Below are 21,541 nucleotides of genomic sequence, written 5' to 3'. Positions count from 1 at the left end.
TCCGGCGTTGGATGGTTCGCGAGCGAGCTCGCTCCTACAGGAAGGGCCGAAGCAGCAGGTGTTTCTCGCGTGGGAGAGGACGTTGTACGCGATGATTGCGATCAACTCCCTGGGAGATTGGAGCGGTGACGAGCCGATCGCGGACAGAGTCCGCTCCTACGCTTGGCCATGCCCTGTAGGAGCGAGCTTGCTCGCGAACGAGTTTCCCGGTGACGCCGGCGCTGGGCGGTTCGTGAGCGAGCTCGCTCCTACAGGAACAGCCAGAGTGGTGGGAGGATTGATTGGCCGCCGTAGGAGCGAGCCCGGCGGCAAGCCCCGCCCGGATACCCATGGCCGGCGGGCTCGCCCCTACAGTGCCACGCCTTTCCCTCCCCAGGTCCCCGGCCCTTTCCTGTCGCGGGAAGGAGGCGTACGCCGGGTGTTCCGATTGCTGCCAGTTAGCAAGCCTGGCGTAGGAGCGGACTCTGTCCGCGATCGACTCATCCCCGCTCCGACCAAACCCGACGCAGGGTGAAACCATCGCGGTCGGAGTCCGCCCCTACCAGGGCGATCCGTGCACGATGGCCGCTACATCAACCGCGCCTTGAGCAGCGGCCGCAGCAGGTAGTTCAGCACGCTGCGCTTGCCGCTGAGGATGTCTACCTCGGCGACCATGCCGGGGATGATCGGCAGCACCTCGCCGTTGCGCATCAACTGGCTACCGTCGGTCTTGATCAGTACCTGGTAGTAGTACTCCTTGCCATGCACCGTATCTTCTTCGATGGTGTCGGCGCTGATCTGTTCCAGGGTGCCTTTCAGATCACCGTAGATGCTGTAGTCATAGGCGGTGATCTTGACCTTCGCCGGCATGCCCGGCACCAGGAAGGCCACGTCGCGTGGCTTGACCTTGGCCTCCACCAGCAGGCGCTCCTCCACCGGGATCACTTCCATGATCGGCTCGCCCGGCTGCACCACGCCGCCGCGGGTACTGATCAGCACGGTGTTCACCCGCCCGCGCACCGGCGAGAGGATTTCCGTGCGGCGCAACTGGTCCTTGCGCTGCTGGACGATGGGTTCGATCTGCGCCAGTTGGGCCTTCTTCTCCTGGCGCTCGGTGTAGGCGTCCTGGAAGTAGGTGTTCTTCAGCTCGGTGAGCTTGCCGCTCAGGGTGGCGATGTCCTGGCTCAGCTTGAGCGCCTCCATCTGGCTCACCGCACGGCGCGCCACCAGCGGCTCGACCAGCGCCAGCTGGCTCTGTGCCAGGCGAATCTGCTTCTGCAGCGAACGGGTGTTTTCCTCCAGCTTGTCGCGGCGCGACTTGAACAGTTCGCGCTCCGAGCGTGCCACCGGGCCATCGGCGGCGATGCTGTCGGGGAAGACGATATGGTCCTGGCCCATCACCTCGGCGTCGAGCCGGGCGATGGCGGCACTGAGCACCTCGGCCTGGTTGGCGGCCTCCTGCCAGGAGGTTTCGAAGTGCGTGCGGTCCAGCCGCACCAGCGGCTGGCCGACCTGCACCAGCTCGCCCTCCTGCACCAGCAGGCGGTCAAGGATCCCGCCCTCCAGGCTCTGGATCTTCTGCATGCGGCTGAACGGCACCACGCGTCCATCGCCGCGGGTCACTTCGTCCAATTGCGCCAGCGCGGCCCAGGCGATGGCCGCCCCCAGGCTCAGCAGCAATGCCCACAGCAGCGGGCGCGACAGCGGATGGCTGGCGGCCAGCAGCGGGTCCTGCAGTTCGCGGCGCAGGCGCGCGGCGGCGCGGCTTTCACTGGCCATGGGCAGCGCCCTCCTGCTCGGGAATCTGCACCGTGCGGTCCTGGACGATCTGCTCCAGCGCACCGTCCATCACCACCCGGCCCTGGCTCAGCACCACCGCGCGGGTGGCCACTGCCAGCATGCTCTTCTTGTGTGTGGTCATGATCAGGGTGCGGCCCTCCAGCCAGCGTTGCAGGTAGCCGATCACGTGCAGCTCGGTGCTCTGGTCGAAACTCGCGGTGGGTTCGTCGAGCAGCACCACCGGTGGGTCCTGCAGCAGCACCCGGGCCAGGCCGACGGCCTGGCGCTGGCCGCCGGACAGGCTGCCGTTGCCCAGCAATGGCAGGTCCAGGCCGAGCGGATGGGCGCGGACGAAATCCCCCAGGCCGACGCCATCCAGTGCCTCGAACATCTCCTCGTCGCTGATTGCCGCGCCCTCCAGGTTGAGGTTGTCGCGCAGTGTGCCGTAGAACAGCGCGACGTCCTGCGGCAGGTAGCCGATATGGCGGCGGCGATCGGACGGATCGATCTGCGCCAGGGCCACGTCATCCAGCAGCAGGCGCCCGGATTCCGGGTCATACAGCCCGGCCAGCAAGCGCAGCAGGCTGGATTTGCCGGCGCCATTGCCACCCAGCAGGGCGATGCGTTCGTAGGGGCGGATTTCCAGCGCGGCGATGTCCACCGCCGGCGGGTTCTCGCCGTGCACCAGGCGCACGCGCTCCAGGCGGTAATGCCCGGCAAGGCGCTCCTTGCTGACGAAGCGCTTGTCCTGGGGGCGCTCCATCGGCGCCTGCATCAGTTGGTCGAGCCCCTCCATGGCCACCTTGGTGTGCTGCCAGCGACCCAGGATGCCTGCCGCCTGGGACAGCGGCGCCACCGCGCGGGAAGCGAGGATCGAGCAGGCGACCAGGGCGCCGACGCTCAGCTCGCCCGCGCTGATGCGGTAGACACCGAACACCACCACGCCGACGTAGCACAGTTGCTGGACGATGCTCGCGCCATAGGACAACGCCGTGGTCAGCGTGTGGGTGCGCATGGCGTTGCCCGCCAGTTGCGCGGTGAGCGTTTCCCAGAGGTGCAGGCAACGGCCTTCGGCATGGGTCGCCTTGACCGATTCGAGGTTCTCGATCGACTCCAGCAGGATGCCGTTCTTCACCGCGCCCTCGCGCAGGTTCTCCCGCGACAGCCGCGCCAGCAGGCCCTGGCAGAGCAGGCCCGGCAACAGCATCAGCACAGCCGCCACCGCCGGCACCCAGACCAGGTGACCACCGATCAGCGCGATGATCAGCAGGAACAGCAAGACGAACGGCAGGTCGCTGATCATCGCTGCGCTGGACGAGGTGAAGAACTCGCGCACGCCCTCGAACTCGCGCACCTGGGTGCTGAAGGCGCCCACCGAGGCAGGCTTGGCCGCCAGCCGGGTATTGAGCACGCGCTCGAACAGCAAGGTCGACAGCTGCAGGTCGATGCGCTTGCCCATGGTGGTCAGCAGGTGGCCGCGCAACGAGCGGATCACGCCTTCGAGGATGATCGCCAGGCCGACACCGCTGGCCAGGATCCACAGCGTGTCCATGGCCGCATTGGGCACCACGCGGTCATACACCTGCATGGCGAACAGCGCCGAGGCGATGGCCAGCAGGTTCGCTATCATCGCCGCCATCGCCACTTCGAAGTAGGAGCGCCAGAGCTGTCGCAGCGGACCGAAGAACCAGTGCTGCTGGGCCCGCTTGGCGAAGTCGCCAACCCGGCCGTCGGCACGGTAGCGGCACTTGGCGAAGACCGCGAGGCCGCTGTAGCGGCTCTGCAATGCCGCCAGCGCCAGGCGTTCGACGCCGCCGTCGCTGTGCGGCACCAGGACGCTGGCGGACTCACCGTCCAGCTCGCAGAGCACCAGGGTGGCGCCGTCCTCCAGCACCAGCAGCGCGGGCAGCAGGTAGCTGTCCATCTTCGCCAGCGGCAGGCGCTCGACCCGCGCCACGATGTCCGCACGGCGCAGCGCGCGGGGTACGAAACGCAACGGCAGGCGACCCTGTTGCAGCGGCATGCCCTCGCCCAGCTCGGCCACGCCCAGCGGGCGGCCCAGTTGCCGGCACAGCAGGGCCAGGCCCAGGCGCAGCGGGTCGGTCTGGGCTTCGTGTTCCGCCAGCAGTACCACGTTGTCGGCGTTCATCAGGAGGCTCCCGGAGCGAGGTGATTTTCCAGCAGTGGCCCGAGCAGGCCGATCTGCGCAGCGGCGCGATACTCCACGCGCTTGCGTTCGAAGCGCAGGTTGGCCAACTGGCGTTCGGCCTCGAAGCGTTCGCGCTGCACATTGAGCAGGTCGATCACGTCGCGTCGGCCGACTTCGAACTGGTCGCGGTAGACGCCGCTGACCTGGTCGGATTCGTGCACCTGCTGGACCAGCGAGTCCTGCCGCCAGCGCAGGGTGTCGTCGGTGTCGAACAGGGTCTGCAGCTTGCGCCTGATATCGCGCTGCATGGCGTCGCGCGTCCAGCGGGTGGACTCCAGGTGCTGCTGGGCGGCGGTGGGCCGGCGGAAGTTGGAGAGGCCTTCGAAGGTATCCATGCGCAGGCGCAGCGATACCACGGAGTCATTCTCCAGGTGCCCGCCGATCTCGCGGCGCAACGACGAGGCCTCCAGGTTCACCTGCGGCAGTAGCGAGGCCTTGCTCTCGCGCAGCTTGGCCTCGGCCACTTCGGCGTCCTCGGCGGCCTTGCGATACAGCGGGCTGTCGACGATCAGACGATTCATGTCGGTCCCGACCAGGTAGCGTTGCATGGACAGCGGCTCCGGTTCGGCGAGGTCGGCGGGCGCTTTGCCGACCAGCACCTCGTACTGGTTGCGGGCGTCCTGCAGGGCGCCCTTCTCCAGCGCCAGCTGCTCCTGAGCGCGGGACAGCTCGAGGTTGGCGCGGTCCAGCTCGCTGCGGTCGGAATAGCCGTCGCCGCCGCGCGCCCGGGTCATCTCGCGGATGTCGCCCAGGCGCTGGATATGCTCGCGCACGGTCTCGATCCGCGCTTGCGCAGCGAGCACGTCGAGGTAGGTCTCGACGATGTCCAGCGCCGCGTCCTCGCGGCTCACCAGCGCGCTCTCGTCGAGCTGGCGGTGAGTCGCCTTGGCGCTGTCCACCTTGCTCTTCATGCGCCCCCAGTCGTAGAGCATCTGCGACGCGGTCAGGTCATAGACGACTTCGCCGAAGTCGAATTCGTCGGGCCCGCCGGACATGCTCACCTGCGGGTAGTAGCCACCTTTGCTGATCTCCACGTCGGTCTTGCCGCGCTCCGCTTCCGCCACTGCGGCGCGGACTTCAGGATGGATGGCGAGGCCTGCGCGCACGGCCTCCTCCAGTGTCTGCCCCTGGCCTGCCGCGCTCACCAGCAGCAGGCCATACAACCAGGCGTTGCGTAATGTCATGCAGTACTTCCTTGTTCAGGACACGACGACGTGGACGGTGTTCTCCTCCACCAGCAGGGTGCTGGTGCCAAAACTGTAGACGTCATAGCTGATACCGCCATGCACCTGGTTGACGCCGGTGTCCACCGCGCCCCTGACCGTCAGCGTGTCGTTGGCGTCGCCGGTGATCTGCAGGGTGTGGTTGGCATCGGTCACCGCGTTCACCTGGGCGGCGGTGAGGGTCAGGTTGCTGCCCGCGTCACCCTTGACCATGTCGAAGCGCTCGATGTTGGTGAAGGTGCCGGTACCGACCGCGCCGTAGTTCAGGTTGATGCCATTGCCGAGCATCACCGTGTCGAAGCCGGTACCGCCATCGATGCTCTTGAAGTTGGTGGCCTGCAACTGGATGGTGTCGTTGCCATCACCGGCCTGGACGATGTCGCTGGTGCCAACGTGGAGGAACAGGTCCGCCCCGGCGTTGCCGTAGAAGTGTTCGGCGCCGCTCTGGCCGACGAACACGTCGGCGCCTGCCGTGCCGGTGACGCTGACCTCGCCGATAGCCAGGGTCAGGCCGGAGCCGGTGAGCGACAGGCCATAGGTCGCGCTCGGGTGGCCGGCGGCGTCATAGGCGATCAGCTGCAGGCTGAGCTGGCTGCCCAGGTTGAGTATCTGGGTCACCGACAGGCCGAGCTGCGCCAGCAGGTCCGGTGCCAGCAGGTTGATGGTGAAGTGCCCGGTGGCGTCGACCGTGGGATGCAGCGTCACGTTTAGCGCCGGGGTGATCACCTGCACGGCCAGGCTGCCGCCGGCAATCGCCGCACCGCTGATACCCAGGGTCGGCGGCAGCAGGCCCACGGCGAGGCCGAGGCCGCCGATGGTCACGGTGTTCTGCGTGAGCACACTCTCCAGGTTGAGGCTCGCTGCGGTGCCGACGTTGCCGGCGGCGTCACGCGCCGCCACCGCGATGCTGGCGTCGAGTAACTGGTCCCAGGTCAGGCTGACGCCGGTCAGTCCAGTCAACAGGTCCAGCGTAGTGGCACCGCTGCTGCCGGCCGGCACTTCCGTATGCGAGCTCAACCCGCCGAGATTGACATCCACCAGCAGCGTGCTGTTGGCCTCATCGGTGATGCCCAGCACGCTGCCGACCAGCGCCAGCACCGGTGCGGTCGGCGCCAGGGTATCGACGGTAAAGGCCGCCGGAGTCGCCGTCAGGCCGCCGTTGACGTCGGCGGTGATGCTCGCCGCCCCCTGTGGGAACACCCCGACGCCGGCGCCCGGCAATACGGTCACCAGCGCCACTCCGGCAAGGATTTCCGCCGCCGTGAGTACATGCGCCTGGGTGTAGGTGAAACCGCCCGCGCCGCTGTAGCGCAGGGTCAGGGTCTGCCCGGCCTGCGCCCCGGCTGTCAGGCCCACACGCACCTGGATACCGTCGGAGAGTTCGGTCTTGTTGATGTAGCCGTCTGCCGCTTCGGCAATGCTCAGCACCGGCCGGGTCAGGTCCGGCGCCTGGATCTGGATCGCCGAACCGACATTGCCGGCGGCATCCACGGCGTTCACCGTCAGCACCTGGCCGGCGGTCAGCGCCGGGCTGAGGTTGACCGTGAAGTTGCCGCTGCCGTTGGCCTGTACGGTGATCGGGTTGTTCGTGTCGCCGTTGATGATCACCTTCACCGTGCTGTTGGCTTCGGCGATGCCGGTGAGCAGCGTGCCGTTGGCGCTGACGCTCAAGCCGCTGGGCGCCACCGGGGCGACGCTGTCGATACTGACCGTGGTCGCCACGCTGACGTTGCCGGCGGCGTCTTTGGCGGTAACGCTGACCTGGGTGTTGTTGGCCAGCGCCGTACCCGGCGTGAAGCTCCAGTGCCCGCTGCCATCGGCGGTGACTTGCGCGATGATCGCGCCGCCGACCTTGAGAATCACCGTCGAGCCGATCTCCGCCGTACCGCTGAGCAGCGTGCCATTGCTCGGCGCGACGATCGGCGCGGTGGGCGCCACGGCATCCACGGTGACGCTGGCGGCGACGCTGGTGTTGCCCACCGCGTCCTTGGCGACGATGCTCACCTGGGTGTTGTTCGCCACTGCCGTAGCGGGGGCGAAGCTCCATTGTCCCTGGGCATTGGCGGTCACCTGGCCGATGACGGCGCCACCGACGCTGAGGATCACTGTCGAACCCGCCTCGGCGGTACCGCTGAACAACGCGCCATTGCTCGGCGTCACCACCGGTACGCTGGGCGCCAGGGCATCCACCGTAGTGCTGGCGGCGACGCTGATATTGCCCGCGGCATCCTTGGCCACCACGCTGACCACCACGCCATTGCCCAGCGGCACGCCGGGGGTGAAGCTCCAGATGCCGCTGGCGTTGGCGGTGACCTGGCCGAGCAGCGCGCCGTTGGCGCCGCTGATGATCACCGTCGAATTGGCTTCGGCGGTACCGCTGAAGGTGACACCATTGCTGGCAGCGATGCTCGGGGCGTTGGGTGCGACGCTGTCCACGGTGACGCTGGCGGCACCGCTGGTATTGCCGGCGGCATCGCGGGCCACGACGCTGACCTGCACGCCATTGGCCAGCGCAGTACCCGGCGCATAGCTCCAGTGCCCGCTGGCATCGGCAGTGACCTGGGCGATGGGAGCTCCGCCCACGCTGAGAATCACCGTCGCACCCGCCTCGGCGGTACCGCTCAGGGCACTGCCGTTGCTCGGTGTCACCACCGGTACCGCCGGTGCCAGTGCATCGACCACCGCCACGGCAGCAGCGCTGAGGTTGCCGCTGCCATCGCGAGCGACCGCGGTGACCACCGCACCATCGGCCAGCGCCAGGCCGGGGACATAGCTCCAGTTGCCGGCGCCATTGACCGACACCTGCGCGACCTGGACGCCGTTGACACTGATCAGGACCGTCGCATTGGCCTCCGCGGTACCGCTGATGGACAGGCCGTTGCTCGGGTTGATGACCGGGATGGCCGGAAGGCTGGCGTCGACCGTGACATCGCTTGGCAGCCCGACATTGCCTGCGGCGTCACGCGTACTGGCGCTCACCAGCACACCGTCGCCCACCGGGACGGCCGGGACGTATTGCCAGTTGCCGTTGGCGTCGACCTTCACCTCGGCCAGCACACTGCCGCCGATGCTCAGCACCACGGTGGCGTTGGCCTCTGCGGTGCCGGCGAAGACCGTGCCATCGCTCGCGGCGATGACCGGCGGCGGCGGTGCCACGGCGTCGACCGTGACGCTCACGGCGCTGCTGAGGTTGCCCGCCGCATCGCGCGCCACCACGCTTACCTGGACGCCATTCTGCAGCCCGATAGGTGGCGCGTAGTTCCAGTGGCCGCTTCCATCCACCTGCACTTGCGCCAGCGTTACCCCGCCGACACTGATCAGGATGGTTGCCCCCACCTCGCCGGTGCCACTCAGCAGGGTACCGTTGCTCGGGTCGCAGACGGGCGGATTGGGCGCCAGGTTGTCGACCACGGTGGACGCCGCGCCGCTGGTGTTGCCGGCGGCATCCTGGGCCACGGCATTCACCGTGGTGCCGTTGGCCAGCGCCGGGCTCGGGGTGAACGACCAGTGGCCGCTGCCGTCGGCCTGGGTGGTGCCGATCAGGTTGCCATTGCCATCGTGAAGAATGACCGTCGCGCTGCTCTCGGCGGTGCCGGCCAGTTGCGTGCCGTTGCTCGGGTCGATGGTCGGCGTCGGCGGCGCCACCGAATCCACCGTGGTAGTGGCGATACCGCTGCCGTTGCCGGCGGCATCGCGCGCCTGCACATTCACCACGGTGCCGTTGGCCAGTGCCGTGCCGGGAGTGAAACTCCAGTGACCGCTGCCATCGGCGGTGGTCTGGCCGATGGGATTGCCGCCGCCATCGGTGAGAATCACCCTGGCGCCGGCTTCGGCGGTACCGGCCAGGTGCGTGCCGTTGCTCGGCTCCACGGTCGGTGTCGGCGGCGGCACGGTATCCACGGTGGTAGTGGCCACGCCGCTGCTATTGCCCGCGGCATCGCGCGCAACGACGTTGACCACGGCGCCGTCTGGCAGCGCAACGCCAGGCGTGAAGCTCCAGTTGCCACTGCCATTGGCGGTGGTCTGGCCAATCGGATTGCCGTTGCCATCGGTGAGGATCACCGTGGCATTGGCTTCGGCCGTGCCGGACAGCAGCGAGCCGTTGCTCGGGTCGATGGTCGGGGTAGCCGGCGCCACGCTGTCGATGGTGGTGCTGGCGGCGCCACTGGTGTTGCCGACCGCATCGCGCGCCACCGCGTTGACCACGCTGCCATTGGCCAGCGCAGTGCCCGGGGTGAAGCTCCAGACGCCACTGCCATTGGCAGTGGTCTGGCCGATGAGGTTGCCATTGCCATCGGTGAGGATCACCGTGGCGTTGATTTCCGCGGTGCCGTGCAGCTCGGTGCCATTGCTGGCAGCAATGGTCGGATTGCCAGGTGCCACCGAGTCGACGGTAGTGCTGACCGGCCCGCTTGTGTTGCCGGCGGCATCCCGGGCCACAGCATTGACCTGGGTGCCGTTGGCCAGCGCCGGGCTGACTGCCAGGCTCCAGTTGCCGGAGCCATCAGCGTGTACCTGGCCAATAGGATTACCGTTGCCATCGGTGAGTATCACCGTGGCATTGGCCTCGGCGGTGCCGCTGAGCGACGTACCGTTGCTGAGATTGATGCTGGGAGTGGGCGGCGAAACTGCATCCACGGTGGTAGTGGCAACGCCACTGGTGTTGCCGGCGGCATCGCGCGCCACGACATCCACCACGACGCCATTGGCCAGCGGTGTGCCAGGCGTGAAGGTCCACTGCCCGCTGCCATTGGCTACGGTCTGGCCGATGGGGTTGCCGTTGCCGTCGGTGATGAGGATGGTGGCATTGGCCTCGGCGGTGCCACTGAGTACGACGCCATTACTCGGATCGACGGTGGGCACGCCCGGCGCAACGCTGTCGATCGTGGTGCTGCCGAGCACACTGGTATTGCCCGCGGCATCCCGTGCCACGGCATTCACCACGGTGCCATTGGCCAGCGCCGCGATCGGGGTGAAGCTCCAGTTGCCGCTGCCATCGGCACTGGTCTGGCCGATGACGTTGCCGTTGCCATCGGTCAGCAGGATCGTGGCGTTGGCCTCGGCGGTACCGGCGAGCACGCTGCCATTGCTCGGCGCAACGACTGGTGCAGCAGGCGCCACCGCGTCGATGGTGGTGAGTCCCGGGATGCTGGTGTTGCCTGCGGCATCCGTCGCCAGCACCTGCACCTGGGTACCGTCAGCCAGCGGGGCCCCGGGGCTGAAGCTCCACTTCCCGGTTGCATCGGCGGTGGTCTGGCCGATCAGTTGGCTGCCGCCAGTGAGCAGGGTAATGATGCTGCCGGCCTCTGCGGTACCGCTGAGAAGGATGCCATTGCTGGGCTGAACCACCGGCTGGGCCGGGGGCTGCGCATCGATGGTGACGCTGCTGACGCCGCTGACGCGCGTCCCGTCCACCACCACGGCGCGCACCTCCACGCCGTCGGCCAATGGCACGCTCGGCGTCCAGCTCCAGTGGCCGGCGCCGTCCGCGTTGACCTCGATCAGCACGTTGCCGCCGGCGTCAAGGATCCGCACCAGCGCCAGGGCGTCAGCGCTCCCGCTGATCGTCGCGCCGTTGCTCGGCTCAATGACGGGCGGGTTGGGCAACGTCGTATCGACCACGATACTGGCGCTCGGGCCGGTGTTGCCCGCGGCGTCCTGCGCCACGGCAGTCACACTCGTACCGTTGGGCAACGGCACGGGAGGCGTGAAGCTCCAGTGGCCGGAGCCATCGGCGGTGACCTGGCCGATGACAGTACCACTGCCGTTGGTGAGGATGACCGTGCTGCCCTCCTCCGCCGTGCCGATCAGCACGGTGCCGTTACTGTCACTGATGGTCGGCGCAGCTGGAGCGACAGCATCGATAGTGACCGTGGTGGGCGCGCTGGCATTGCCCGCGGCATCCACTGCCACCACGCTCGGCTGCGTGCCGTCGCCCAGGGTCGGGCTGAGCGGGAGCGTCCAATGACCGTTGATGTCGGCCTGGACACGCCCCAGTTCCACGCCACCCAGGCTGACGATCAGCGTGTTGCCTGCCTCCGCGGTGCCGCTCAGGCTGCTGCCGTTGCTCGGCAAGACCGTGGGCGCCGACGGAGCGATGCTGTCGATGACGATGCTCGCCGAGTTGCTGGTATTGCCGGCGGCGTCCTGGGCAACTACGGTGATGACGGTGCCATCGGGCAGCGACGGGATCAGGCTGAAGGTCCATTTGCCGTTGGAGTCGGTGGTCGCCTGGCCGATCAGCACATTGTTCGCGTAGACCAGGGTAATGGTGCTGCCGATCTCCGCCGTCCCGCTGACGCTGGAGCCATTGCTCGGGTTGATCAGCGGTGCCGCGGGCGCATCGGCATCCACGGTGGTGCTGGCGACGCCGCTGCTGTTGCCCGCCGCATCGCGCGCGATTGCGTTGACCACGGTGCCGTCGGGCACCTGGGTGCCGGCGCTGAAGGTCCATCGGCCATCGGCATCGGCGGTGGTCTGGCCGATCGGATTGCCGCCGGTGTCGGTGAGGATCACCGTCGCGCCTGCTTCGGCGGTGCCGGAGAAGGTGAGGCCTTCGCTGGGGAGAATGGTCGGGGTCGGCGGCGCCACGCCGTCGATGACGCCACTGACCGTCTGGCTGCTGTTGCCGGCGGCGTCCACCGCCACCACCGAGACGTTGGTGTTGTTCGCCAGCTGGCTGCCCGGGGTGTAGCTCCAGTGGCCATCGCTGCCCACCACGGCCCGCGCCACCTCACTGCCGGCGACGCTGATGATCACCGTGCTGCCGATCTCGCCGGTGCCGCTGAGCACCAGGCCATTGCTCGCATCCAGGATCGGATTGGCGGGCGCAATCGCATCGACCGTGACCTGCACCGTGCCGCTCTGGTTGCCCGCCGCATCCTTGGCGACGACCGTCACCACAGTGCCATCGGCCAACGGCTGGTGCGGCGTGAACGACCATGCGCCGCCGGCCCCCACGGTGGTCTGGCCGAGGGTGTTGCCACTGCCATCGGTGAAGACCAGCGTGCTGCCCTCCTCGCCCGTGCCGCTGAGGCTGGTGCCGTTGCTGGGATTGACCAGCGGCGTGCTCGGCGCGCTGGAGTCCACCACCGTACTGGTGCCTTGGCTCGGGTTGCCGGCGGCGTCGGTGGCGACCACGGTGACCGTGCTGCCGTTGGGCAGCGGTGTGCTCGGTGTGACGCTCCAGTTGCCCTGGCCATCGGCGGTGGTCTGGCCGACCGGGTTGTTGCTGCTGTCGGTCACGGTGACCGTACTGCCCGGCTCGGCGGTGCCGCTGATGCTGCTGCCATTGCTGGGATTGACCACGGGTGCGGCCGGCGGCGTGCTGTCCACCGTGACCGTGGTGGTGCCGCTGCGATTGCCGGCGGCATCCACAGCGACCACGCTGAGGGTCGCGCCGTCAGACAACGGGGTGCCCGGCGTATAGCTCCAGGTGCCGCCAGGGCCGACCGGCACCTGGGCAATCACCTGGCCATTGGCGGAAATGATCACTACCTCGGCATTGGCTTCGGCGGTGCCACTGAGCTCGCTGCCGCTGCTCGGTTCGACCACCGGCGCGGCTGGCGCCTGGGCATCCACCGTCACACTGGCCGTGCCGCTCTCATTGCCGGCGGCGTCACGGGCCTGCACCGTCAACTGGGTACCGTTGGCCAACGCCGGCTGCGGCGCGAACGACCAGTGCCCGCCTGCATCGGCCGTTACCTGGCCGATCACGTTGCCGCCGGCATTGCGCACCAGGATGGTCGCGCCCGCTTCGGCGCTGCCCTCGACCAGCGCACCGTTGCTCGGCTCCACCGTGGGCGTTGGCGGCGCCACGCTGTCCACCGTGGTGCTGACCGGCGCGCTGGCGTTGCCGGCAGCGTCGCTGGCCACGGCGTTGACCACCGTGCCATTGGCCAGCGGGGTGGCCGGGGTGAAGCTCCAGTGGCCAGTACCATCGGCGCTGACCTGGCCGATGAGGTTGCCGCTGCCATCGCGCAGCGTCACCGTCGAGCCGGCTTCGGCACTGCCGCTCAGGGACGTGCCGTTGCTGCCGTCGATGGTCGGCGCGGCCGGGGCGACCGAATCCACCGTGCCGCTGACCGGCACGCTGCTGCGGCCACTGCCGGGGTCGACCGCGACCACCTGGTAGGCCGCACCGTTGGCCAGCGCCGCGCCGGCCGAGAAGCTCCAATGGCCATTGCCGTCAGCGGAGGTCTGGCCGATGAGGTTGCCGTTGCCGTCGCGGATGACGATCTGCTGGCCCGCTTCCGCAGTGCCGCTGAAATCCACGCCGTTGCTGGCGTCCACCTGCGGCGGCGAGACCAGCGCGCTGTTCACCGTAGTACTGGCGGCGATGCTGGTATTGCCCGCGGCATCGCGCGCCGTGACCTGCAGAAGCGTACCGTCCGGCTGTTGCTGGCCGAAGGTGAATGACCAGGCGCCATTCACGCCCGCCGTCACCTGGCCCAGCGGATTACCGTTGCCATCGCTGATCAGCACGGTGCTTCCCGGCTCCGCGCTACCACTGAGCTGCAGGCCGTTGCTCGGGTTCACCTGCGGCGCCGGCGGCGCCACGGCATCCACGGTGGTCTGTGCCGACACACTGGTATTGCCGGCAGCGTCGCGCGCCACGGCATTGACCACGCTGCCGTTGGCCAGCGGGACGCCCGGAGTGAAGCTCCAGTGACCCGTCCCGTCAGCAGTGACCTGGCCAATCGGATTGCCGCTGCCATCGGTGAGAATCACCCTGGCATTCGCCTCGGCCGTACCGGAAATCACGCTGCCGTTGCTCGCAGCGATGACCGGCGCGGACGGCGCCAGGCCATCCACCGTGACGCTGCTGGCCAGGCTCGGGTTACCCGACGGATCGACGGCGACCACGCTCAGCACTGAACCATTGGGGATCTGTGTGGGCGGCGTGAACGACCAGTTGCCGGAACCATCGGCGCTGGTCTGACCGATCAGGTTGCCGCCGGCATCGAGAATCCGCACGGTAGCGCCCGCCTCCGCGGTGCCGGTCAGGACCAGGCCATTGCTCGGCGCCACGATGGGCGGCGGTGGTGCAATGGTGTCCACCGTTACCGTACCGGCCAAGCTGGAGTTGCCGGCGGCGTCCCGGGCAATGGCATTGACCAGCGTGCCGTTGGCCAGTGGTGTTTGCGGGCTGAAGCTCCAGTGCCCGTTGGCGTCGACGGTGGTCTGGCCGATCGGATTGCCATTGCCATCGAGCAGGATAATCGTCGCGCCGATCTCGCCGGTCCCGGCGATCACGCTGCCATTGCTCGCGTCGACGTGCGGCGCGGCCGGCGCCACGGAGTCCGTGGTCACCAGGACCACACTACTCTGGTGGCTGTTGGTGGTGTCGACCGCGGTCACCTGCAGTTGCGTGCCATCAGGGAACTGCGTGCCGGGGGTATAGCTCCAGCTGCCGTTCGAGTCGGCGGTGACCGCAGCGAGCAGCGTACCGTTGGCATCGCGGATCTCCACCCGCAGTCCGGGCTCGGCATGGCCGAAGATCATGTGGCCGTCGCTGGGCTCGACAATCGGAGCGGGCACCGTGCCGTCGTCGACCACGACCGTGGTCGGAGCGCCGACATTGCCGGAAGCGTCCTTGGCGAGGACTTTCACCTCGCTGCCGTTGGCCAGCGGCGGGGAGAAGGTGAACGACCAGGCACCGCCGCCGTCGGCCTGGGTCTGGCCGATCAGTTGGCCATTGCCATTCAACAGCAGGATCGTCGCCCCTGGCTCAGCGGTGCCGGAAAACAGTCCGCCATCGCTCGGGTTCACCAGCGGCGCCGCAGGCGCCAGCGCGTCGACGGTGACATGCCCTGGCAGGCTGGTGTTGCCAGCAGCGTCACGTGCCGTAGCAGTGACCTCGGTACCATTGGGCAGTGCCGAACCCGGAGCAAAACTCCAGTGGCCGCTGCCGTCGGCCTGTACGGTGCCGATCGGGACTCCACCGGGCCCGGTCAGCACCACAGTGCTGCCCGGCTCTGCAGTACCTTCCAGCAGGCTGCCGTTGCTCGGCGCGATGCTCGGCGCGTTCGGCGCCAGCGCGTCCACCGTCACGCTCGAGGTGCCGCTGCTGCCCATCGGGCCACGCACCATCGCAGTGACTACCGTGCCATCGGGCAGCGGCGCGGCGGGCGTAAAGCTCCAGTGGCCGTCGCCGCCGACCAGCACCACCCCGATCACCACGCCCTGCGCATTGCTCAGGTACACCGTGGTGCCGACCATGGCGGTACCCTGGATGACGTGGCCGTTGCTCGCCTCGATCACCGGCGAGGGCAGGCTGCTCGGGTCCGGCGCGATCACCTGTGCCTGCGGGCTGGCATTGCCGGCGGCATCGTGGACGATCACCGAAACCGGCTGGCCGTTCAGCAACGGCGGATTCAGCGTCAGACTGAAACCACCATCCGCCCCCACGGTGAGCGTGATATCGGGTACGCCATCGTTGTTCAGGTCGATGGACACCGAGCTTCCTGGCTCGGCATGGCCCGTCAGCTGGCTGCCGTCGGTGCTGATGGCCAGGCCGCTGGCCGGCGCCGGCGGCGTGGTATCGGGCGCGCTGACCACGGTGGCCGGGCCGGTATTGCCGGCGTGATCGGTCACCGTCACCGACACGCTCTGACCATCGCTCAGCGGCGTGGGCAGGGGAATCTGGAAGTGCCCGTCGGAACCGGCCACCCCCGTGGCGTCGGGAATGCCATCGCCGTTGGTGTCGACCTTGACGGTCGAGCCTGGCTCGGCGCTGCCGCTGATGCTGCTGCCATCTGCAGAAACCACGACGCCCGTGGCCGCGCCGGGCGCGGTGGTGTCCGGCGCGCTGGTCGATACAGCGGAACTGCTGCCGCCGGGATTGCGCACAACGACGGTGACCGTTTCACCGTTGCTCAACGGCGGGTTCAGCGGAATCTGGAAATTGCCGTTGCCATCCACTGGCGCGCTGTAGTCCGGGGTGCCGTCGCCATTGACGTCGACGTCCACGGTCGAGCCAGGCGCGGCACGCCCACTGACCATCGAGCCGTCGGCGCTGACGGAGACTTCCGTAGCCGGTGCCGGCGGCGGAGTGCTGCCACCACCTCCGCCACCGCCACCACCGCCGCCGCTATTGGCAATGGCGGCACCGGCACCGACTACCGCCACGCCGGCCAGGATGGTTCCGGCCAGGCCCAGGCCGCCGATACCACCGGCGGTTCCTGCGGCGGCGCCCGCCTCGGCGCCGGTAAGCGATTCGAATCCGCCATCGATGGGTTCGGCGGCATAGGTCGGCGTCAGCGTGCCATCGGCTGCGACCTGGTCCAGGTCGGTCACCACCAGGTCGCCCTTCTCATTCACCAGGTAAAGCTGGCTGGGCGGTTGGTTCGGCGCGTAGAAGTTGGCGATGCGGATGGTTTCGCCATCCTTCAGGTGTACCACCAGGTCTGCGCCGACCTGCTGGTAGCTGGCGACCGCATCCGCGGTGACATCCAGGGCCACGTTGCTGGCCTGCTCGAGAACGATGCTTCCTTGAACCGTCTGCTGCGTGGCGGTGGCTACCTCCACCTGAGATGCCACGACCTTCGCCTGGATCGCCATGCTGACTTCCTCTGACCAGAACAATGTTGTTGTTTATGGCCTGAAAGAAATAGCAGCTTCTGTACAAGTCGCCGGAGGCACTCCAATAGGCTCTTGGACAAAAGGTTTAATCGAAAGGTAGTAGCCTAAGCACCCGCCGAAAAGTTCTGAGTTCATTGCACAGCGACAGATATAAGCGCTGTTATCTGCCTATTTCACTCTCGACAATTAATTGACATTAGCTGCAGGCAGCGCCAATCCGGGAAGATCTTCCCGATATCATCGATTGCCTGCTTCACTTCGCGGCCTCGATATCGTCATGACAATATTCAGTCACTGCTCCAGCTATCACCGATGGCTTACATGGTCGTAATCCAGGGACTACAAAATTACCGTTCGTCGGAAAACTCCACTGGGAAAACCTGTCGGTACGGTCATGCCATTCCCAGGCTGCCGCCCACCGCCGGTGCGCGCTCCAGAGCGAAGCGGCGGAATAGACAGCTGGACATGCAAAAATGAATGTAAATTCCGGCGCTGCAATGGCATGGGCAACAGCTCGTCGTCAGCGAGTGCGTGAGCGCGAAACTTCGACTAATGCGCGGATTACTTCGTGTCGATATTCAGTCGTGCCCGATCGGCACTCGCGAGATGGCCCGTCCCTGCGCAAATACACACCAGGCGTCATGGTTGATGCGGGAATACAGCGTGAGAGCCGGGAGATTATCCGGCCACTGGCACCCGACTTTAGTTCGGCCACTACGATAGTGGATGGATATTGAGCGGGAAATGCCGAAGGCCGGGTTTTAAATCCGGCCTTCGAAACTTGCTTATTCAGCGCGACAACTTAAAGCGCCATGTCGCTGGAGGCCTTTTCCGCCGCGGGTACATCGGCGGCCGACGGCGCGGCGGGAGCCTGGTCGATGGCCGGCGGCGGGTCCAGTTGCAGGACCTTGGCGGTGTAGCTCCACTCCTCGAAGGTTTTCTCCGGGCTGTCGTTGAGCTTGCTGCCGTAGCTCGGAACGATCTGGTGGACCTTGGCCTGCCACTCGGGCGTGGCGAGCTTGTCCTTGAACACCTTCTCCAGCACGTTGAGCATGATCGGCGCGGCGGTGGAAGCGCCCGGCGAGGCACCCAGCAGGCCGGCGATGCTGCCATCGGCGGAAGCGACGATCTCGGTACCGAGCTTCAGCACGCCGCCCTTGTCCGCGTCACGCTTGATGATCTGCACCCGCTGGCCGGCCTGCCACAGGCGCCAGTCCTCGGCCTTGGCCTCCGGGAAGTATTCGCGCAGCGCGGCGAGACGGTCGTCATCGGAGAGCATCAACTGGCCGGCGAGGTATTCCACCAGCGGGTACTCGTCGATGCCCACGCGGGTCATCGGCCAGACGTTATGCACGTTGGTGCTGCCCAGCAGGTCGAGGTAGGAACCTTCCTTGAGGAACTTGGTGGAGAAGGTCGCGAACGGCCCGAACAGGATCACGCGCTTGCCGTCGAGCACGCGGGTGTCGAGGTGCGGCACGGACATCGGCGGTGCGCCGACGGATGCCTTTCCGTAAGCCTTGGCCAGATGCTGCTGGGCGATGGTCGGGTTCTCGGTGACCAGGAACGAACCACCCACCGGGAAGCCGGCGTAGTCCTTGGCTTCCTCGATGCCGGATTTCTGCAGCAGGCGCAGCGCGCCGCCGCCAGCACCGATGAAGACGAACTTGGCGTCGGTCTCGGTAACGCTGCCGTCCTTGAGGTTCTTGTACTCGACGCGCCAGGTGCCATCGTCGTTGCGGGTGATGTTCTCGACTTCGCTGGAGAGCTTCAGGCTGAAATTCGGCTTGGTCTGCAGGTAGCCGGCGAACTGGCGGGTGATTTCGCCGAAGTTCACATCGGTGCCGATCGGCGTCCAGGTGGCGGCAATCTTCTGCGAAGGATCGCGGCCCTGCATCATCAGCGGCACCCACTTGGCGATCTGCGCCGGGTCCTCGGAGTACTGCATGCCGCGGAACAGCGGGCTGGCCTGCAGCGCTTCGTAACGCTTCTTGAGGAAGGCGATGTTGTCGTCGCCCCAGACGAAGCTCATGTGCGGGGTGGAGTTGATGAACGAGCGCGGGTTCTTCAGCACGCCGTTCTGCACCTGCCAGGCCCAGAACTGACGGGAGATCTGGAACGACTCGTTGATCTCCACGGCCTTGGCGATGGTGACGTTGCCGTCCTTGTCTTCCGGCGTGTAGTTCAGCTCGGCCAGGGCCGAATGGCCGGTGCCGGCGTTGTTCCAGCCGTTGGAGCTTTCCTGGGCGACGCCGTCGAGGCGTTCGACCATCTCCATCGACCAGCCCGGCTCCAGCTCGTTGAGCCAGACGCCCAGGGTGGTGCTCATGATGCCGCCGCCGATCAGCAGCACGTCGACTTTCTTGGTATCCGCAAAGGCGGGCGCGCAATTCACTGCCAGAGCGAGGCCCAGCAGCGCCCCGCTAACTTTCTTGATCATCGAAAGGTTTCTCGTCGTTAGGGCTTGGCCTTCCCCACCGGCGTCATTCAGCGTGAAGGCCGAACCCGGCGCGCAACGTGCGAGCGATGGGCAAGGCGACAGATGACGAGGATGAGTCGGGACTCAGTTCCCTCCTCCGCCGGCTCTGAGACCTGCTTGATGGAATGAGGGACGTCCTGCGCAGAGAGACACGCAAAGCCTTCGGCTTTGGCTTTTGTTGTGGGAGGGATGCATGGTCTGCTGAAACGTTTGTGCATTCTATAGAAAGCGGCGGCCATTCACCAAGCGCCGTAGTCAACTATCGACCAGCCGGTATGCCTGTAAGCTGTTTCAGGTTATTGCCTCCAATATTTCCCTCGGCGCGTAGGAGCGGACTCCGTCCGCGATGGGCCGGCCCATTTCCTTGACCAATCGGAGCGATTTTGAATCGATCGCGGACAGAGTCCGCTCCTACGTAGATGTCTGCTTCAGGTGCCGAACACCTCGCCAGCGCTCCTACAAAATGCGGCGCCCTTGCTGCACCACAACGTTACCGAAACGCACCGCAAGCGCGCACGAATCGCACCGTCCGTTACCGTTCCGCCCCGCTCCCCGCCATAGTTCCTACGCCACTTTCCTGGGCCCGCCGCTCTATTCCGGTCACTTCCAATCATTTCGCCATCATTGGCACGGCAACTGCTTGATTGCATGCATGGATAATTGGATCCAAAAATCCACGAGGACACACCCCATGCGCCTGGTGCCCACTGCCCGCCCACCGATGAGTGCCGAAGACGAGGCCTACGACTACCTCCTCCAGGCCATCTGCACCGGCCGCTACAAGACTGGCGACCGCCTGGTGGCCGAGGACATCGCCAGCGAAATCGGCATGAGCCGCATGCCCGTGCGCGGCGCCTTCAAGCGCCTGGACGCCGAAGGCCTGGTGACCCTGCGGCCCAACCGCGGCGCCATCGTCAGCGGCCTGAACATCGAGGAAATGCGCGAAGTCTTCGAGATGCGCAGCGCCCTCGAAGGCCTGGCCATCCGCATTGCCGTGCCGCAACTGAGCGACCGCGACCTCTCGCGCCTTGAGCGCATGCTCGACGAGATGGACGACTACCGCGACGACAGCGCCGAGTGGGTCAGCCGCCACCGCGCCTTCCACGAATACCTCTGCAGCCTCGCCGGGCGCCCGCGCCTGCTGCGCCAGATCACCGCGCTGTACTCGGTGATCGAGCCGCACATGCGCCTGTGGCTGCAGCACGTCGACAAACCCATGAGCGCCCGCGAAGAACACGCGGTGATCCTCGACGCCCTGCGCTCGGGCGATGCCCGCGAAGCCGAGCGGGTGATCTGCGATCACATCGAGGGAACCATCCCGTCCCTGGCGAAGTTCCTCGAGGCGCAGGCCTCCTGAGCCGCGATCCACCGAAGCCCAATCCACCGACGAGCTATCCACCGAAGAGAATCGAAGCAACGGGCGCCTAGACCCGTACTTCTGTGTCCCTGAACTGCCCCTGGCAACCCCACCCCGGAGAGCAACATGTTCGAACGCAGGATCCCGCAGTGCCTTCTCGCCCTTTGCCTGGCCGCCCCACTGGCGCACGCCGAAGTGAAGATTCCCGACCGCTTGCAGAACGCCAGCAAGGTCACCTTCTGCGGCGGCATGGACTCCCCGCCCATGGGCTTCTATGACGCCAACCAGAAGCTCACCGGCGTCACCATCGACCTCGGCGAGGCGATCGCCAAGCGCCTGGGCGACAAGAAGATCGACTGGCGCATCACGCCCTTCTCCGGGCTGATCCCGGCGCTGCTCGCCGGCCAGTGCGACATGCTGGTGGATCAGCTGTTCGACAAGCCCGAGCGGCGCGAAGTGATCGACATGGTCAACTACATGTACTCCAGCCAGGCGGTGGTGGTCGGCAAGGGCAACCCCGAGGGCATTCGCACCCTGGACGATCTCTCCGGGAAGAAGGTCGCGGTGCTCAACGGCTCGACCATCCGCACCCTGCTCGACGCGCACAACGAGAAACTGGCCAAGGCCGGCAAGCCGCCGATGAAGGTGGTGGTCTACAACACCGACACCGACGCCTTCCAGTCCCTGCGTATCCGCCAGACCGACGCCTACGGCACCACCGTGGAAACCGCCGGCTACTACCAGAGCATGGCCCCGGACCTGTTCGAGATCGGCGTGCCGGCCTTCGCACGCATCCTCACCGGCCTGGGCATCCGCAAGGAAGACAAGCAGCTCAGCGAAGCGGTCACGCAGATCATCAAGGACATGCAGGCCGACGGCAGCTACGCCGCGCTCCTGGCCAAGTGGCACATCGAAGGCGACAAACTGGACTGAGG

7 protein-coding genes are annotated in these 21,541 nt (G+C 66.9%); 2 read left to right on the top strand and 5 right to left on the bottom strand.

The window, feature by feature from the left end; all coding sequences use genetic code 11:
• Positions 1–567: 567 nt before the first annotated feature.
• From L6D89_RS14220 to mqo, 5 genes are all read right to left on the bottom strand, one after another.
• A complete protein-coding gene (locus tag L6D89_RS14220) occupies positions 568–1,758 on the bottom strand; it encodes a beta-barrel domain-containing protein (RefSeq protein ID WP_236200175.1) in 1,191 nt (396 codons plus the stop codon).
• Entirely contained in the window at positions 1,748–3,907 is a 2,160-nt protein-coding gene (locus L6D89_RS14215) for a type I secretion system permease/ATPase (protein ID WP_236200174.1), read from the bottom strand. The genes L6D89_RS14220 and L6D89_RS14215 overlap by 11 nt, the downstream gene beginning before the upstream one ends.
• Positions 3,907–5,151, bottom strand: coding sequence for a TolC family protein (locus tag L6D89_RS14210; protein ID WP_373874950.1), 1,245 nt, complete (start codon positions 5,149–5,151; stop codon positions 3,907–3,909). The genes L6D89_RS14215 and L6D89_RS14210 overlap by 1 nt, the downstream gene beginning before the upstream one ends.
• A gap of 15 nt (positions 5,152–5,166) precedes the next feature.
• Positions 5,167–16,752 carry an Ig-like domain-containing protein gene (locus tag L6D89_RS14205; protein WP_236200173.1) on the bottom strand — a complete coding sequence of 3,862 codons (11,586 nt, stop codon included), beginning with the start codon at positions 16,750–16,752 and terminating at the stop codon, positions 5,167–5,169.
• Between the two features lie 823 nt (positions 16,753–17,575).
• Positions 17,576–19,210, bottom strand: a complete 1,635-nt coding sequence (gene mqo, locus L6D89_RS14200; RefSeq protein WP_236200172.1) for a malate dehydrogenase (quinone) — start codon at positions 19,208–19,210, stop codon at positions 17,576–17,578.
• 730 nt (positions 19,211–19,940) lie between these two features.
• Here mqo and L6D89_RS14195 point away from each other — a divergent pair.
• Together L6D89_RS14195 and L6D89_RS14190 are read left to right on the top strand one after the other, a co-directional pair.
• Positions 19,941–20,606 (top strand): GntR family transcriptional regulator, encoded by a 666-nt coding sequence (locus L6D89_RS14195; protein ID WP_236200171.1) that lies wholly within the window; start codon positions 19,941–19,943, stop codon positions 20,604–20,606.
• Between the two features lie 126 nt (positions 20,607–20,732).
• A complete protein-coding gene (locus L6D89_RS14190; protein WP_236200170.1) occupies positions 20,733–21,539 on the top strand; it encodes an ABC transporter substrate-binding protein in 807 nt (268 codons plus the stop codon).
• Positions 21,540–21,541: the final 2 nt, after the last annotated feature.

It is taken from the genome of Pseudomonas pseudonitroreducens (assembly GCF_021603645.1).
Lineage (GTDB): Bacteria > Pseudomonadota > Gammaproteobacteria > Pseudomonadales > Pseudomonadaceae > Pseudomonas > Pseudomonas pseudonitroreducens.
This window is presented reverse-complemented; position numbering and strand designations above follow the sequence as displayed.

Coding starts and splice junctions, on each gene's coding strand:
- L6D89_RS14220 (WP_236200175.1), bottom strand. CDS start 1,758: ATGGCCAGTGAAAGCCGCGCCGCCGCGCGCCTGCGCCGCGAACTGCAG.
- L6D89_RS14215 (WP_236200174.1), bottom strand. CDS start 3,907: ATGAACGCCGACAACGTGGTACTGCTGGCGGAACACGAAGCCCAGACC.
- L6D89_RS14210 (WP_373874950.1), bottom strand. CDS start 5,151: ATGACATTACGCAACGCCTGGTTGTATGGCCTGCTGCTGGTGAGCGCG.
- L6D89_RS14205 (WP_236200173.1), bottom strand. CDS start 16,752: ATGGCGATCCAGGCGAAGGTCGTGGCATCTCAGGTGGAGGTAGCCACC.
- mqo (WP_236200172.1), bottom strand. CDS start 19,210: ATGATCAAGAAAGTTAGCGGGGCGCTGCTGGGCCTCGCTCTGGCAGTG.
- L6D89_RS14195 (WP_236200171.1), top strand. CDS start 19,941: ATGCGCCTGGTGCCCACTGCCCGCCCACCGATGAGTGCCGAAGACGAG.
- L6D89_RS14190 (WP_236200170.1), top strand. CDS start 20,733: ATGTTCGAACGCAGGATCCCGCAGTGCCTTCTCGCCCTTTGCCTGGCC.